16 protein-coding genes are annotated in these 15,041 nt (G+C 72.3%); 8 read left to right on the top strand and 8 right to left on the bottom strand.

From position 1 onward, the window contains the following. Positions 1–47 precede the first annotated feature (47 nt). Both ACWGDE_RS03875 and ACWGDE_RS03870 read left to right on the top strand, forming a co-directional pair. The gene (locus tag ACWGDE_RS03875) at positions 48–1,016 is read left to right on the top strand and encodes a helix-turn-helix transcriptional regulator (RefSeq protein ID WP_453387373.1); all 969 of its coding nucleotides are present in this window, start codon (positions 48–50) and stop codon (positions 1,014–1,016) included. Between the two features lie 106 nt (positions 1,017–1,122). Further along, the gene (locus ACWGDE_RS03870) at positions 1,123–1,476 is read left to right on the top strand and encodes a hypothetical protein (protein WP_453387372.1); all 354 of its coding nucleotides are present in this window, start codon (positions 1,123–1,125) and stop codon (positions 1,474–1,476) included. On the opposite strand, the gene ACWGDE_RS03865 is transcribed toward ACWGDE_RS03870, so the two are convergent. The 8 genes from ACWGDE_RS03865 to ACWGDE_RS03830 all read right to left on the bottom strand — a co-directional run bounded on the left by ACWGDE_RS03865 (position 1,427) and on the right by ACWGDE_RS03830 (position 9,929). Beyond that, positions 1,427–2,215 (bottom strand): gamma-glutamyl-gamma-aminobutyrate hydrolase family protein, encoded by a 789-nt coding sequence (locus ACWGDE_RS03865; protein ID WP_453387371.1) that lies wholly within the window; start codon positions 2,213–2,215, stop codon positions 1,427–1,429. The genes ACWGDE_RS03870 and ACWGDE_RS03865 overlap by 50 nt on opposite strands. Before the next feature lie 8 nt (positions 2,216–2,223). Continuing rightward, positions 2,224–3,165 carry an FkbM family methyltransferase gene (locus tag ACWGDE_RS03860; RefSeq protein ID WP_453387370.1) on the bottom strand — a complete coding sequence of 314 codons (942 nt, stop codon included), beginning with the start codon at positions 3,163–3,165 and terminating at the stop codon, positions 2,224–2,226. A gap of 15 nt (positions 3,166–3,180) precedes the next feature. Then, positions 3,181–4,017, bottom strand: coding sequence for a methyltransferase domain-containing protein (locus ACWGDE_RS03855; protein WP_453387369.1), 837 nt, complete (start codon positions 4,015–4,017; stop codon positions 3,181–3,183). Between the two features lie 30 nt (positions 4,018–4,047). Next, positions 4,048–5,046: a diiron oxygenase gene (locus tag ACWGDE_RS03850; RefSeq protein ID WP_453387368.1), complete on the bottom strand. Its 999-nt coding sequence runs from the start codon at positions 5,044–5,046 to the stop codon at positions 4,048–4,050. Between the two features lie 7 nt (positions 5,047–5,053). Then, the gene (locus tag ACWGDE_RS03845) at positions 5,054–6,253 is read right to left on the bottom strand and encodes an MFS transporter (RefSeq protein WP_453387367.1); all 1,200 of its coding nucleotides are present in this window, start codon (positions 6,251–6,253) and stop codon (positions 5,054–5,056) included. Further along, positions 6,250–7,515, bottom strand: coding sequence for an ATP-grasp domain-containing protein (locus tag ACWGDE_RS03840; protein ID WP_453387366.1), 1,266 nt, complete (start codon positions 7,513–7,515; stop codon positions 6,250–6,252). Before ACWGDE_RS03840 ends, ACWGDE_RS03845 begins: the two co-directional genes overlap by 4 nt. 3 nt (positions 7,516–7,518) lie before the next feature. Further along, positions 7,519–8,772: an ATP-grasp domain-containing protein gene (locus ACWGDE_RS03835; RefSeq protein WP_453387365.1), complete on the bottom strand. Its 1,254-nt coding sequence runs from the start codon at positions 8,770–8,772 to the stop codon at positions 7,519–7,521. A gap of 209 nt (positions 8,773–8,981) precedes the next feature. After that, positions 8,982–9,929 (bottom strand): LuxR C-terminal-related transcriptional regulator, encoded by a 948-nt coding sequence (locus ACWGDE_RS03830; RefSeq protein WP_453387364.1) that lies wholly within the window; start codon positions 9,927–9,929, stop codon positions 8,982–8,984. A 266-nt stretch (positions 9,930–10,195) separates the two neighbouring features. On the opposite strand from ACWGDE_RS03830, the gene ACWGDE_RS03825 reads away from it, so the two are divergent. From ACWGDE_RS03825 to ACWGDE_RS03800, 6 genes are all read left to right on the top strand, one after another. After that, positions 10,196–10,492, top strand: a complete 297-nt coding sequence (locus ACWGDE_RS03825; protein ID WP_453387363.1) for a hypothetical protein — start codon at positions 10,196–10,198, stop codon at positions 10,490–10,492. 170 nt (positions 10,493–10,662) lie between these two features. Next, positions 10,663–10,851, top strand: a complete 189-nt coding sequence (locus ACWGDE_RS03820) for a hypothetical protein (RefSeq protein ID WP_453387362.1) — start codon at positions 10,663–10,665, stop codon at positions 10,849–10,851. Positions 10,852–11,032: 181 nt separating this feature from the next. After that, complete coding sequence (locus tag ACWGDE_RS03815) at positions 11,033–12,076, top strand: iron-containing redox enzyme family protein (RefSeq protein ID WP_453387361.1); 1,044 nt, start codon at positions 11,033–11,035, stop codon at positions 12,074–12,076. A gap of 60 nt (positions 12,077–12,136) precedes the next feature. Next, the gene (locus tag ACWGDE_RS03810; protein ID WP_453387360.1) at positions 12,137–12,826 is read left to right on the top strand and encodes a 2OG-Fe dioxygenase family protein; all 690 of its coding nucleotides are present in this window, start codon (positions 12,137–12,139) and stop codon (positions 12,824–12,826) included. A 29-nt stretch (positions 12,827–12,855) separates the two neighbouring features. Further along, positions 12,856–13,785 (top strand): diaminopimelate epimerase, encoded by a 930-nt coding sequence (dapF, locus tag ACWGDE_RS03805; protein WP_453387359.1) that lies wholly within the window; start codon positions 12,856–12,858, stop codon positions 13,783–13,785. Next, positions 13,782–15,032 (top strand): MFS transporter, encoded by a 1,251-nt coding sequence (locus tag ACWGDE_RS03800; RefSeq protein WP_453387358.1) that lies wholly within the window; start codon positions 13,782–13,784, stop codon positions 15,030–15,032. The genes dapF and ACWGDE_RS03800 overlap by 4 nt, the downstream gene beginning before the upstream one ends. The last annotated feature ends 9 nt before the right edge of the window (positions 15,033–15,041 follow it).

The following is a 15,041-nucleotide window of genomic DNA, read 5'->3' as shown; positions in this document are numbered from 1 at the left end:
TCGATATAGGCACGTTCCGTTCCTAATGTGGGAGCAGGCTGGCAATTGTGATCGATACTTCGGCGCGGCTGCTGCGCCTGCTCTCCCTGTTGCAGACCCCGAGGGCCTGGCCCGGATCCGAACTGGCCGAGCGGCTGGGGGTGAGCGGCCGTACGGTCCGCAACGACGTCGAGCGGCTGCGCGAGCTGGGCTATCCCGTGGACGCCACGCGCGGGTCCACCGGCGGCTACCGGCTGGGCGCGGGTGCGGCGATGCCCCCGCTGCTCCTCGACGACGAGGAGGCCGTCGCGGTGACGATCGCGCTGCGCACCGCCGCGCAGGGCGCCGTGCCCGGCACCGAGGAGACCTCGCTGCGGGCGCTGGGCAAGCTGGAGCAGGTGCTGCCCTCGCGGCTGCGGCGGCGGGTGCGGGCGCTGGCCGCGTACACGGTGGCCGTGCCGGCGGACCGGCCGGTCCCGGCCGTCTCCGCGGACGTGCTGACCACGCTGGTCTCCGCCTGCCGCGACCGGGAGCGGCTGCGCTTCGACTACCTGGACCACGCCGGGTCGGCGACCCGGCGCGTCGTGGAGCCGTACCGGGCGGTGAACTGGGGGCGGCGCTGGTACCTGGTGGCGTGGGACGTGGAGCGCGAGGACTGGCGGACCTTCCGGATCGACCGGATGCGGCCCCGCACGCCGGCGGGGCCGCGCTTCACCCCGCGCGAGCCGCCGGGCGGCGACCTCGCGGCGTACGTCTCCCGGCGCGTGTCGGGCGCGGCCTGGCGCCACCACGCGCGGGTGACCGTGCACGCCCCGGCGGCGGCGGTGATCGAGCGGATCAACCCGGCGGTCGGCACGGTCGAGGCGCTCGACGACGGCAGCTGCGTGCTGGTCACGGGCGCGGACACGGTGGAGACCCTCGCCGTCCACCTGGGCCTGCTCGACTTCGACTTCGAGGTCACCGGACCCGCGGAGCTGGTCGACCACCTGCGCCGGCTGGCCGGCCGTTTCGGGCGGGCCACGCCTCCGGCCGGATGAGGCGTGCGCACCGAAATGGTGTGGCCGCCGGACCGGCCCGACGCGTACCTTCGGCAGCTCCGACCAGCCGTTTCGACGGCCCGCGACTCCCAGAAGGCGAACCGTGATGACCAGCCCGCGAGCGACGACGACCCTGTGGCGCCCGACCGGCCCAAAGGAGTGGGCGCTGGTCGAGGAGCTCGGCCGGCGGGCGTGGCCGCCCCGGCTGCCGGAGCAGCCGATCTTCTATCCGGTCCTCAACGAGGACTACGCGATCAGGATCGCCCGGGACTGGAACGTGAAGCACAGCGGCGTCGGTCACGTGACCCGCTTCGAGGTCGACTCCGAGTTCCTCCGGCGGTACCCGGTGCAGCAGGCCGGCGGGCGGACCATCCTGGAGCTGTGGGTCCCGGCGGAGGAGCTCGGCCTCTTCAACGACCACATCGTCGGTGAGATCCAGCTGGTGCACACGTTCCGGTGAGGAGTGCGGGCCCGCCGCGGGCCGCGGTGGTCAGGGCCCGGGACAGGCGCAGGTCGTCGGTGGCTTCCGGGTGCCACTGGACGCCCAGGACGAAGGGGGAGCCCGGGAGTTCCACCGCCTCGACCGTGTCGTCCGCCGCGTGGGCGCAGGCCCGTAGGCCCGTGCCGAGGGTGGCCACCGCCTGGTGGTGGTAGGTGGCCACCTCGACCGGGTCCGGGAGGAGCGCCGCCAGCAGGGTGCCCGGCACCGGGCTCACGGTGTGGCTGCCGAAGGCGCCCGGCCGGCCGGAGTGGGCTTCGTGGCCCACCCGGTCCGGCACGTGCTGCTCCAGGGTCCCGCCGAGGGCGACGTTGAGCAGCTGGGCGCCGCGGCAGATGCCCAGGAGCGGGATGCCCCGGTCCAGTGCGGCCGCGATCAGGGCGAGTTCCCAGTCGTCGCGGGCCGCGGAGGGCCGGCCGGTGCGGGGGTCGCGGGCGGCCCCGTAGCGGGCGGGTTCGACGTCCGGTCCGCCGGGCACCACCAGGGCGTCTACCCGGGCGATCGCCGCGGCGGCCAGTGCCGGATCGGCCGGCGGGAGCAGCCCGACGAGGGCTCCGCCCGCGCGGAGCCACCGGGTGTAGCCGTGCGGGACCAGGTCGGCCGGCTGGTCCCAGGCTCCCCACCGGGCCTGTTCGCGGTAGGTGCTGACGCCGATCAGCGGCCCTGCCTGCGGGGCGGCGCCCGTTGCAGGGTCCGTCACGGGATCCGTCACGGGGTGCGGCACGCGTACAGGAAGCGCATGTAGTAGAGCTCCTCGGGCGTCCAGGTCTGCGGGTCGCACATCCGCTTCTTGCGTTCGGGGGTCAGCCGGACCAGGGAGCCCTTGCTGTGGCGGAAGCCGCGTACCTCGAAGAGGGTCAGGCCTGCGTCCTCGACGATCTGGAAGATCTCCTCGTACCCGGTGTCGACGAGGTAGTCGGGGGTGTGGAGTTCGAGGAAGAGGTGCTGGACCGAGCGGGCCAGGGTGTCGCGCATGCCGCGCAGGACCAGGCCCTCGCCGCCGTGCACGTCGATCTTGGCGACGGTCGGCGACCAGTCGGCGCGCAGGGCCCAGGTGTCCAGGTCGATGCCGGGCACGCTGTGGGACTCGTCGACGGCGGTCTTCTTGCGGCGCTTGACCTGCCAGGTCCGTGCCGGCACGGCGAGCAGGCCGGCGGCGGGGGCGTTGTGGCCGGCCACGATCCGGCGTTCGAAGTCGGCGGAGGAGATCTGGTCGGCCACGCGCGAGGGCAGGTTGCGCAGCGAGGACAGGTAGTTGCGGCGCCAGTTCGACCACTCCCCGTCGGGTTCGACGGTGCGGCCGTGGAAGGAGACCTCGCCCTCCTTGTCGGTGAGGGCCACCTGGGCCACCCGTACGTCGACGTTGTTGCGCGCGATGTTGCGGTGCATGACGTCGACGTAGGTGGGCTCGGGCTCGAAGGCCGTGACGCTCAGGCCCGGCACGTGGCGGGCGGCCCAGCAGGCGAAGAAGCCGTAGAGGGCGCCGATGTCGGCGAACCTGGCGCCCGGCTCGCGCAGGGCCGAGGACAGGAGGGAGGCGACGACCGGCTCGTAGGCCTGGCCGGGTACGCAGTCGCGTACGACGCTGAACTCGGGGTCCTCGAAGAGGAACTGGGTTCCCTCGGCGTAATAGGTACTGATCGTGCTCATGGTGGCCCGAGCCCCTTACTTGATAGCGAGAATGCCTTCGAAGGACAGGTACTTCTGGATCGTGACGATGCTGCTGAAGCCGGCTCCGCGCAGCAGTTCGTACGTGGCTTCGGTGGGCTGCGGGGCCATCACCGAGCGGAGGCTGCGCGCCTTGTTGTAGATCTCCTCGGCGCCGAACCCGTTGTCGAATTTGAACTCCAGGTACAGCTGCTGGACCATGTCCTGGAGCCGCGAGTCCGGGTAGAGGACCTTCTCGAAGAGGAGCAGGGCGCCGCCTTCGACGAGGCCGTCGCAGATCCGCTCCAGTACCGCCTTGCGCTGGTGGGGCGGTGCGAACTGCAGCGTGTAGTACATGATCACGGCGTTGGCGCCGGAGTAGTCGGTGGTCAGCGCGTCGCCCTGGGTGATCGTCACGTTCTCCAGGTGCGCGCAGTTGGCGCGGGCGGCCCGGACCATGTCGGCTTCGATGTCGATGCCGATCAGGGTGATGTCCTTGCTGGTGGGCTTCTCCGCGATGCCCGCCAGCAGGGTGCCGGTGGAGCAGCCGACGTCGATGATGGTGCCGCCGGGCCGGGAGAAGAAGTCGACGCACTTGCGGATGAGTTCGTGTCCGTGCAGGTACAGCGGGACGCTCTTGTTGACGTGCGCGTCGAAGCGGCTGGGGGTGTCCCCGGCGAAGCTCCAGCGGGTGTCGGTGGCGACGATGTCGTCGCCCACGGTGATCTGGCCGGCGGGGGCGCCGCCTGTCCGCGCGGCGGGGAACACCATCTGCGGGGGTACGGCGCTGATCCCCGGTGCGGGGGAATCCGCCGGGGCGAGGGCAGCGGCGGCCGAGGTCGTTTTCGTGCTCATCTGCTTCTTCTCATCCTTCGGGGCCGGTACTTAGAAGGGCGCGGGGAGGGGGGAGGCGAGCGGGACGATGTGCGGGCCGGCGAACGGCGCGGCGAGCGGCCGCAGCGCGCTGGAGCCGGGCAGGAGCAGCCCTGCCTCCTCGAAGGCGTCCCGGCCCTCGGGGCTGTCCAGGACGCCGGTGTTCTGCATCAGGCGCAGGGTGTGCCGGGCGGTCTGGCGGGTGTTCGCCGCCACCTCGTCGGGGGCGTAGCAGTCCCGGATCACGTCCTCGACGGTGTCCCGGGCCAGGCCCGCGTCGGCGAGGGCGGCGCGTGAGGTCGCCAGGTCCGGGGCGAGGCAGGCGTTGATCAGTCCGGGCAGGTCGCGGGCGGCGACCAGGCGGGTGGTGGGGTCGAGGGAGGTCCACACGTCGGGGAAGAACCGGGAGAAGAAGGCGTGGTGGTACCGCTCGTCGTACGCGTGGTCGGCCGCGAGGGCGCGGATCGTGGGGTGTACGGACTCGTCGGCGGGGAGCTGGTCGAGGATGGAGGTCACCATCGTCTCGAAGACGCACGCCTGGAGCAGGTGGCGGACGGAGCCGTAGCCGGCGGTGGGGTTGCGGACGGGGACGTCGAGGCGGTCCAGGACCGGGTCGAAGTCGTAGGCGACGGGGGTGACTCCGGTGGCGTCGACGACCTGGCGCAGCATGTTCATGCTGGCGAGGGCGTGGAACCCCTCGTCGGTGAGGATCTTGAGCGCGTCCTCGCGGGTGCGTGCGGAGAGTTCCATGGCCACGTCACCGGTGGCCATGACGGTGAGTGCGCGGTTGACCACCCTGGTCTCCAGGTTCACCGTGTACCGCAGGTAGCGGTAGAGGTGCTGGGTCAGGATCCGGGAGCGTACTTCCGGGTCGAGGGCGCGGACTCGCGGATGGTCCATCTCGGGGACGGCCGCGGCCGAGAACGGCAGGTGTCCCGGGACCGAGGCGTCGAACACGCGGGGCGGCTGGGTGCGCACGCCGGACTTCGCGTACCAGTCGTCAAAGAGCATGGGATCGTCAGTTCTGTTTCGTCGGGGCGCCGCGGCGGTGTGCCAGGGCGCCGTCGCAGAGGCCGGCCAGGGCCGAGGCGAGGGCCAGGACCAGCAGGAAGGTGACCGCGGAGGAGCCCGGGGCGAGCGTGAAGCGCACGCCCGCGTACGAGCCGATGGACTCGCCCAGTCCCATGCCGACGGCGGAGAGGGTGAACGCCGCGGTCAGGGCCCGGGGTCCGAGCCGCTCGGCGAGCTCGGCCTCGATCAGCGGGAGCAGCAGGCATTCGGCGACGCTGGCCAGGACGGTGGCGGCGAGGACGCCGCCGAGGGAGTCCCAGAGGGCCAGGACCAGGAAGGACAGGGCGAAGATCGCCAGGCCCGCACCGCTGCCGTAGCGGCGGACCGCTTCGCTGCGGTCGGCGAGTGCCGTCACCGGCAGTTGCAGGGCGATGACGACCACCGCGTTGAGGGCGAAGACCGCGCCGAGCAGGCCGTCGGAGCCGGTGCGGTCGTGGAGGAGCAGCGGGAAGGTGGCGTACAGCTGGGCGTAGAAGCAGAAGGCGACGGCCAGCAGTGCGACCAGGGCCAGTACCCGGCGGTCGATCAGCAGCTTCAAGGAGGCCCGGTCCAGGCGTACTTCGCTGCGGGCGCTGCCTCCCGGGAGGAGGCCGGCCAGGGCGGCGCACGCCAGGGAGCCGCATCCGAGCACCAGGAAGTTCGGGCGGCCGCCGAGTGCGGCCTGGAGGACTCCGCTGAGCAGGGGCCCCAGTGCGGCGCCCACGTTGAGCGCGGTGGCCAGCAGTCCCAGGCCCCTGAAGACCTCCCGGGGCCGGTCGTTGACCAGGGCGACCTTGATGGAGAGCACGACGGCCCCGTAGCCGACGCCGAGGAGCGTGAGCGCCACCCAGGCCGCGCCCGGTGTGGGGGACGCGGCGAGCAGCAGGAATCCGGCGCCGACGGCCGCCATGCTCGTCATGGTGACGGTGCGGACGGAGCCCCTGCCCAGGAGCGGTGCGACGGCGATCCGGCCGAAGCGCATGGCCAGCGTCGCGTACGCCACCAGGAGCGCGGTGAGCGCCGGGGACCAGCCCAGGTCGTGGGCGCCGATGATGCCGAGGACGGCCAGACCGCCGCGGACGAAGAGGTTGACGGCCCCGAAGAGGGCCACGGACGCGGCCCGGCCGCGGGCGGAAAGGGCCGGTGCGTCGAGTGCCGTGGTGCTCATTCGGTCTCGAAGGTCAGGCCGGCGGCCATGCGTCCGGCGAGTTCGGCCGCGTCCCGGCCCCGGTCGGTGCCTGCGGCCACGACCGCGCCGCGGGCGAAGGAGTCCCGCAGCGGTGCGATGAGCTGTCCGGGGCGGGCCACCACGTCCACGGCGATGCATCCGGGTTCGGTGCGGGCGGCTTCGGCGCCCAGGACCTTGGTCAGCCGGCCGGCGGGCGGGACCGCGACGTGCACGGCGGCGCGCCGCTCCGGGTCGGCTTCGGGGAGCGTGACCGGGCGGCCCAGTACGTCGTCCAGGACGCTGCCGAACAGTTCGAGTCCGGGCCTGCGGTGTTCGGTCAGGGCGTGGATCCAGTCCCCGCCGGTGCGGGAGTGGACCTCGCCGCAGACGATCCGCCCGTCGGCGGTCACCCAGAACTCGACGTGGAAGAGGCTGTGGGTCAGCCCGACCGCGCGGACCGCGCGGCGCACGGTGTCGGCGGCCGCCTCCCGTACGGCGTCGGGCAGGCGGGCGGGCTGCTCGTGGCCCAGTTCGACGAAGAAGGGGGGCTCGGTGGTGCGCTTGGCCGTCACCTCGAGGACGTGGGGGACGCCGCCGACGATGATTCCCTCGGCGCTGTACTCGCTGCCGTCGACGAACTCCTCGACCAGCGCCTCGTCACTGAACTCCAGTGCGGAGCGGACCAGTTCGGCGAGGTCCTCGCGGCCGGCGCCGGCTTCGTACAGCTGGACCCCCTCGCTGCCGAAGGCGTCCCGGGGTTTGACGATCCACCGTCCCGTACGGGGCTCCAGCAGCCGCCGGGCCGTCTCGGGGTCCGCGACCCGGTGGCACTGCGGCTGCGGCAGTCCCGCGGCGGCGACCGCGGCGCGGCACAGGTCCTTGGTGCGGGCGGTGCGGACGGACTCCACGCTGTTCCACGGGAGGCCGAGCGCGGCGGCGGCGGTCGCGGCCGGGATCAGGGAGTACTCCCGGAAGCCGATGACGGCGTCGAGCGGGCGGCGCGCGTGGACGGCGGTGGCGAGCGCCGTGCACGCCTCGGCGTCCCGGTAGTCGACCTCGGCCGTCTCGACGACGGAGGGGAGGCCGGCCACGCCCGCCAGGTTCTCGGGCAGGTCGGCGACGATCAGGCGGATGCCGCGCCGGGCGGCTTGTCCGGCGGTGCGGCGGGACCAGTCGGCGACGTGGCCGGCCGGTCCGCCGCCGCCGAGGACGAGGACGAGGGGCTGGTGCTGGTGCTGGTGCTGGTGCTGGTGCTGGTGCATGGGCTACTCGACTTCCGGGCGTACGAGGGCCTGTGCGGCTTCGAGGGCTGCCGTCACGCTCGCGTGGGAGGGCCCGCGGGAGATGAGGCTGCCGAGCACGGCGCTGGTGAAGCTCGCGGGCGGCTGGGCCACCGCGGTCCCGATGGGCGCGTCCTGGGCGAAGTGCAGGACTCCGGGGACGGCGAGTGCGGCGGCGACGCCTTCGACGGCGCCGAGCTTGCCCTCCCGGTCGGAGAGGACCTGCCAGGAGCCGGCCACGAGGTGCGCGGGCGGCACGGCGGCGCTGGAGCCGAGTCCGCAGACGGCGATCAGCACCTGCTGGAGGAAGGAGTAACCGCGGCTGAGCGGGATCAGGTGGGTGGTGATGTAGCCGCCGCCGGTGCGGCTGTTGAGCTCCAGCACCACGGGCAGACCCTCGGCGGTGACCTTCAGCTCGAGGTGGATCGCCGTGGTGCCCAGGCCCAGCGCGGCGACGGTCCGCGCGGCGGCGTCCAGCACGCGGGCCTGGACCTCCTCGCCGAGGCTGGTGGGGTGGGTCTGGAGGTACTCGATGAAGAACGGTTCCCGGACGAACTTGTCGGTGACGGCCGCCGCGACGAGCCGGCCGTCGCGGACGATGCCGTCGACGCTGTGCTCGGTGCCCTCGATGCGCTGCTCCAGCAGGAGCTGCCCGGGGTTGTAGCGGAAGATCGGGTCGTTCGCCGGGTCGGTGTAGCGCCGCAGCTGCTCGAAGGCGTCCTTCGCCTCCTCGTGGGTGGAGACCGAGTAGATCCCCTTGCTGGCGGAGGCGCTGACCGGCTTGAGGACGGCCGGGAGCGGGACCCGTACGAGGGCCTGCTCCAGTTCCTCCTCGGTGCTCACCCGGGCGAAGGCCGGGGTCAGGTCGGGGCAGGAGCCGGCCAGGGCGGCGCGGGTGAGCGCCTTGTTGCGGGCGGTCGCGGCGGCCAGGGGCGTGTTGCCCGGCAGCCCGAGGGCCTCGGCCACCGCGGCCACGCCCTCGACGTCGCGGTCGCCCCAGCACACCACGCCGACGACATCGCGGACTTCGGCGACCCCGCGGGCGGCGGCGACGAGCGCCGGCAGGTCGAAGGTGTCCACCGGGACCCACTCGGCGAGGTACCCCTCCTGCACGGCGACGGGGTTGTCCGCGAGCAGGACCACGTCCAGCCCCAGCGAACGCGCCGCCTCGTAGCAGGGCTCGGCCTCCGCGGGGCTCGGCCGGGTGTTGACGAACAGCACGGTTCTGCCGCTGGACATGACCGCTCCCCTTCCACTGGTCGGTCCGGGCCCTGTCGGCCGGACCGCGGCGAGGCCGTCGGCTTCGCTCCAGCAGGATCATGTGCCACCGCGGGGAGCGGCAGGGGCGATCGTCCTGGCCGGTAGGAGACATGACCTCTCGCGGCCAGATCCTCGGAGGTGAGGGGCCCGCCGGCCTGGACAGACAACCGGTGGCGGCGGACCGGGGGCTACTCGGACGAGGAACGGAGGTAGCCGCGTTGGACGGCATGCACGCCGGCCTGGAACCGGCTGCGCGCGTCGAGGTGCTGGAGCAGTCCGGCCGAGGCGCGGCGCACGGTGCGCGTGGAGACGCCCAGGCTGTTGGCGATCGCCTCGTCCGTGCGGCCCAGGGCCATCTGCCGGATGAGTTCGACCTGCTGCTTGGTGAGCTCCCCCGGGTCGGGCCGTGCCGGGGAGCCGAGCGGTTCCGCGGACTCCCAGACGCTGTCGAACAGGGCGCACAGGATCGCTATCAGGCCCGGACTGGTCACGACGACCGCGCCGACGGCGGTGTTGTCGGTGTCGGCGGCGATCAGGGCCACCTCGCGGTCGTAGATGATGATCCGGTTCGGCAGGCTCGGCGTGGTGCGGATTTGCGCACCGAGGCTCTCCAGCCACTCGGCATGCATTACGGTCGGCGGGTCACGGCGGATGCTGTCGAGGTAGACGGTGCGCATCTTCACGCCGCGTTCGAGCAGGCTCTGGTTGATGGGCCGCGAGGCCTCCATGTTGGCGGGGGTCTGCGGGCCGCCGGGGGCGAAGGTCAAGAACTCCTCCCTGACCTCGCTGTTGAACGTCTCGATGTGTTCGCGGATGGAGTCGATCCCGTCCAGGTACTGCATCCCGACGCCCGCGGCGGGCGAGTGCTGGTGCGCGTACTCCGCGACCAGTTCCGCCACCGCGGCACGGCTCGCCTCGACCTGCTGCTGCTGCGCGGCCAGCTCTGCCTGCTGACGTGCGATCAGGGCTTCCAGACCCAGGATCGGGTTCACGGCCCGGATCTGGCACGCGTCGTCGGCGGAGGCGCGCACCAGCGCCAGTTCGCTGAGACGGCCCAGGGCGCGGCGCACCTCCGCCTCGGACAGCCTCAAAAGGGCGGCCCACTCCAGGACGTCGCCCTGTGGGTGGGCCAGCATGGTCCGATACACGGATTCGGTGACCGAATCAATCCCCAGTCGAGTCAGCATTCAGTTTTCTCCCGTTACACACCCATTCCGCTTTCGCGCGCGGAATAGTGATGGCAAGACTATCCGACCGCAACCGGCCGGACGCGGGAGTTTCTCCCTGCCCCTTAAGCGTGGAATCCGGTTCCTACCTCTATGGCTGGCTGGAAATCAGCGCTCGGGATCGATTTTCAGCCCAATCAGCACGGTCAGTCCCCCAACCGTCCCCAAGGTCACCCATGTATCTCGTACATGTCCACCTGTCGTCACACCCGTCCGGCGAGCCGCTGCCGGGACGCACCGCCTCGGCCATGACCGAGGCAGCGGCCGGGTGCGCGGACGTCGTCCACATCGCCGTCCACGCGGAGACCGCGGCCGACCCCGTCCTCGGCGTCTACCTGCGGGCTCCTTCGCTCGCCGAGGCCGAGGCCGCCGCGGGGGAGCTGTGGCGCGCCGCCCGCGCCGCCCATCCGTGGCTGTCCGGGTGGCGGCTGCTGCGCGCCGAGGTCCCGATGCTGCCCATCCCTGAGTGGTGACGACGGCGACCACGCTGCGCGACGATCCCCAACGACCTTTGTCCTCCTGAGGACATGGCCACTTTGCTCGCCCCGGATCCCCTTCAGGTCGGATCGGCCGATGGCCAGAATCGGAATCAGTGATCGGCGACGAGTGATCCGCCGAAGCCGCATACGGGGAGGGAAAGACGATGCGTCGAGCGAAGGTTCTGGGAACGGCAGTCGTACTCGCAGTAGCAGTGGGCATCAGCGCTCCGGTCGTGGCCGTCGCCGCGTCCGCGCAGGTCTCGGCTCCGGCCAACGACGCCGGCTGGCAGGCGCCCGCGCCGGTGCCGACGCCCACGCCGACGCCCACGACCGAAGACGCCGGCTGGCAGTAAAGCCCGGCACTCGGCAATCCGCACGCCGGCGACGACGCCCGGCGCGATGAATCGAAGAATGCAGGCGCGCGCTCGCCGAATCCGGACCGACAAATCCCGTCGGCCCCGGTCACCCTCATGCCCCGGACCATTCAGGCAGATGGGCCATTGGCGTGAACACATACACAAGGAACTTATATATATGGAAACCCGTGAGCTGCACGTTCGGACCACGGCCCCGACCGATCCCCTCGCTTTCGTCAACGAGATCTCCGAGTGGCTCACCAAGCCCGTCGACGAGGTCGACGCCGCCTTTGCGGGCGAGGCCCGGGAAATCCTCCTCGACGGCGTCCGCGGACTCAACGACGAAGCCCTGATTGGCAATCAGGACGCCTTCTACGCACAGCAGTTGCTCCTCGCACGCATCTACCGGCTGCACACGCTGATCCCCGACGGACCGACGGCCGAGGGTTCGGTCGTGGTGCACGAGATCACCCGGCTCATCGAGGACGCGACGGCCCACGCCGAGGACGCCCGGATCGAGCCGGGCCTGCTCGCCGAGGCTCCCGAGGACCCTCACGCCTACCTGTCCTGGCTCAAGCAGCTCGCCCGCGGCCACCGGGTCTTCAAGCACGCGTACTACCACGAGTTCATCCGCAACCAGGCGACCGCCGACGACCTGCGCACCTACGTGATGCAGGAGTCCGTGGTCGACGGACGCTTCGACGACCTCCTGGCGATGATGCAGGTCGGCACCTCCGGCAAGGCCAAGATGGAGATCGCCGCCAACTTCTGGGACGAGATGGGCAACGGCGATCTCGAGCAGGTGCACACCCTGCTGTTCAACAAGATCTTCGAGGTCTTCGAGATCCCGGACGACGAGCTGGAGCGCAGCCTCACGGCCAACGCCCTGCTGTCCGGCAACCTCGCGGTGATGCTCTCGCGGTACCGCCAGTTCTACCCGGAGGCCGTCGGCTTCCTCGGGATGACCGAGTGGATGGTTCCCGACCGCTTCGTGCAGGTCGTGCACGCCTGGGAGCGCCTGGGCCTGCCGGACATCGGCATCGTCTACCACCGCCTGCACATCACGGTGGACTCCCAGCACGCCGCGGGTTGGTTCCACAACGTCGTCGTGCCGGCCGCCGAGTCCGCCCGCATGCGCCGCGCCATCGCCCGCGGCACCCTGTGGCGCCTGAACTCCTCCGCGCGCTACCTCGACGAGCGGATGCCCGCCGCGGCCGTCTGAGCCGCCGCCCCCTCGCCCTCGCGATCCCCCCACCACTTCCACTGCTCGAAAGGCTTTGTCATGCCCCTGAACAGCCAGGGCTTCTCCGTCATCGACCTGCCCGAGGTCTCCGCCGAGATCCTCGCCAGCTACGAGGACCTCCCGGTCGACGACTACATGGGCAACGGCACGCGCTTCAAGCGGTTCGACCAGTACCGCCTGTCCCCCAAGGACGACACCTGGCACTTCGAACTGCTGCCGCACCGCGACTACACCACGTACAAGACGTTCAACTCGGTCGGCGGCGGCATCCGGCGCGGCTACGAGCCGATCGAGGTGGACTTCACCCCGCTGATCGCCGTCGGCGCCGAGGCCCTCGGTCTGGACCGCTCCGAGGACTGGCAGATCAACGTCCACCAGAACCGGACGCGTGCGGACGGCGGGCGCCCCGGCCCGCTGACGCCCGAGGGCGTGCACCACGACGGGCACGAGTTCGTCATGATCGCCGTCTTCCGCCGCGAGAACGTGGCCGGCGGCGAGACCCGTCTCTGGGAGCCGGGCGCGGACGCCCCCTTCTGGGAGGGCACCCTCGACCCCGGCCAGGCCGTCCTGCTCGACGACCGGGCGCTGGCCCACGACGTCACGGACGTCCTGTCGGCCGACGGGGGCCCCGGCCACCGGGACATCGTCATCGTCGCCTTCTCCCGCTGGAGCGAGAAGTGGTACGGCGACGACCACGACGAGGCCGCGCTCGCCGACCGCCCGGCCTGACCCGCACCGCGACCCGAGGGCATCGAGCGATGAGCGACTTCACGAAGTACCAGGCGCTGGGCAACGACTACCTCGTACTGGACCCCCAGCGGGTGGAGTTCACCGCCACCGCCGAAACGGTCCGGCTGCTGTGCGACCGGCACGTGGGCGTGGGGGCCGACGGCGTCCTGATCGGACCGCTGGAGGTTCCGCGCCCCGGCGCCCCGGTCGAACTGCGGATCTTCAACTCCGACGGCAGCGCCTGCGAGAAGAGCGGGAACGGCCTGCGGATGTTCGCCCTGTACCTGGCCGAGCACTACGGGAACGAGCACGACGGGAACGAGCACCACGGGGCCGGGCAGCACGGCGCGGCGCGGCCGTCCGTGGTCCTGCGGACCGTGGCGGGCGACTCCCGGGCCGAGGTCCTGGACTTCGCCGCGGGCCGGGTACGGGTGGAGATGGGGCGTGCCTCCTTCGAGGAGGGCGTGACCTCCGAACTCCTCGTCGGGGAGCTGCGCCTGACCGTCACCCACCTCCAGCTGGGCAATCCCCACACGGTCGTGGTGCGGGACGAGGTCTCGGCCCCGCTCGCCGAGGAGCTGGGGCCGCTCATCGCCCGGCACCCGCGCTTCCCCGCGGGCACCAACGTGCAGTTCGCGCGGGTGGTGGACCGCGGCACCCTCCAGATCGAGGTGTGGGAGCGCGGGGCGGGGTACACCCTCGCCTCGGGCAGCAGTGCCTGCGCCGCCGCGGCCGCGGCCCACCGGCTCGGCCTGGTGGACGGCCGGGTCACGGTGGAGATGGCCGGCGGATCCGTCGGGATCTCGATCGGCGAGGACGGCTCGGTCACCATGACGGGCGAGGCCGAGCCGGTCGCGGAGGGCCGCTTCGCCCCCGCGTTCCTCGACCGGCTGCGGGCCGCCGCGACGGCCGGCGTCGACCGGGCCGCCGCGGCGGACGGCTGCGGGGCCGCGGCATGACCTCGCTCGCTCCGGGCCCGGCGCTCGCCCCGGGCGGCTTCCTGCCGCTCCTGGCCACCCGGCTCACCTCGGTGGCCGCCGCCGGGATCTTCTTCATCGCGGCCGCCTGGCTCCTCATCGACGAGGGCGGCGGGAGCACGCAGATCGCCGGTCTGGCGGTCGCCATGACGGTGCCGAGCCTGTTCGCGGCGCTGCAGGGCGGCGTGCTCATCGACCGCTACGACCGCCGGCGGATCGGGCAGATCGCCGAACTGGCCAGGGCCGGCGCGGTCGTCGCCCTCGCCGCCCTGCACGCGGCGGGTCCGCTCGCCCTGTGGCAGCTCTACGGGGTCACCCTGCTCCTGGGGCTGGGCAACGCGGTGACGCTGCCCTGCTACGGCGCCATGCTGCCGCAGGTCCTGCCCCGCGAGAAGCTGGTCGGCGGCAACGCCGTCTGGCAGATCGCCACCCAGGGAGGCGGCATCGCCGCCTCCGCGCTCGGCGGGCTCCTGGTCGGCGGGGGCGGCGTGGGCATCGGTCTGTGGACCGCCGCCGCGTGCTACCTGGCGGCCGCCGGCTGCCTGCAGCTCGTACCCGGTGCCGCGGCGCCGGCCGTGAGCGAGGGCGGCGCCGGCGGCGGCTGGCGCCAGGACCTGGCCGTCGCGGCCAAGGTCGTGGCCGCGGACCGCACCCATCTGCTCGTCACCGTCTTCTCCATCCTCCCGCCGAGCGTCCTGGCCGCGGCCAACGTGCTCCTGCCGGTCTTCGCCAAGGACCAGTTGGGCGCGGGTCCGGCCGGCTTCGGTCTGCTCGAAGGGGTCTGGGGGGTCGGGGCGCTGCTGGGCGGCGTACTGATCTCCCGTTACGCGGCCCGGATCCGCGACGAGCTGCGCACGCTGGTGCTCTCCCTGCTCGCGGTCGCCGGGACGATGCTGGTGTTCGCCGTCATCCCGCGGATGGGCCTCTCGCTCGTCGCGGCGACGGCGCTCGGACTCACCCTGAGCTGTTCGAGCATCCTCTTCCCCGCCTACGTCCAGGCCAAGACGCCCGACGCGGTGCTCGGCCGGGTCCTGAGCGGCGTGCAGTTCGCCTCGTCCGTGGTGCAGCTGCTCTTCGCGGTCGCCATCGGGATCGGCGGGGCCTTCGTGCCCGCCTGGCTGATGTTCGCCGTCATGGCGCTCTCCCTCACGGCCTCGGCCGCGCTGCTCTGGGCGCTGCTGCGCCGGACGGGCCGCGCGGCCCGGGCCCGGGCGCCGCGGGGCGCCTGAACCACACAC

This window comes from Streptomyces sp. NPDC054956, assembly GCF_053609185.1.
The sequence above is the reverse complement of the archived record's forward strand: the minus strand, read 5'-3'. Positions and strand labels throughout refer to the sequence as shown.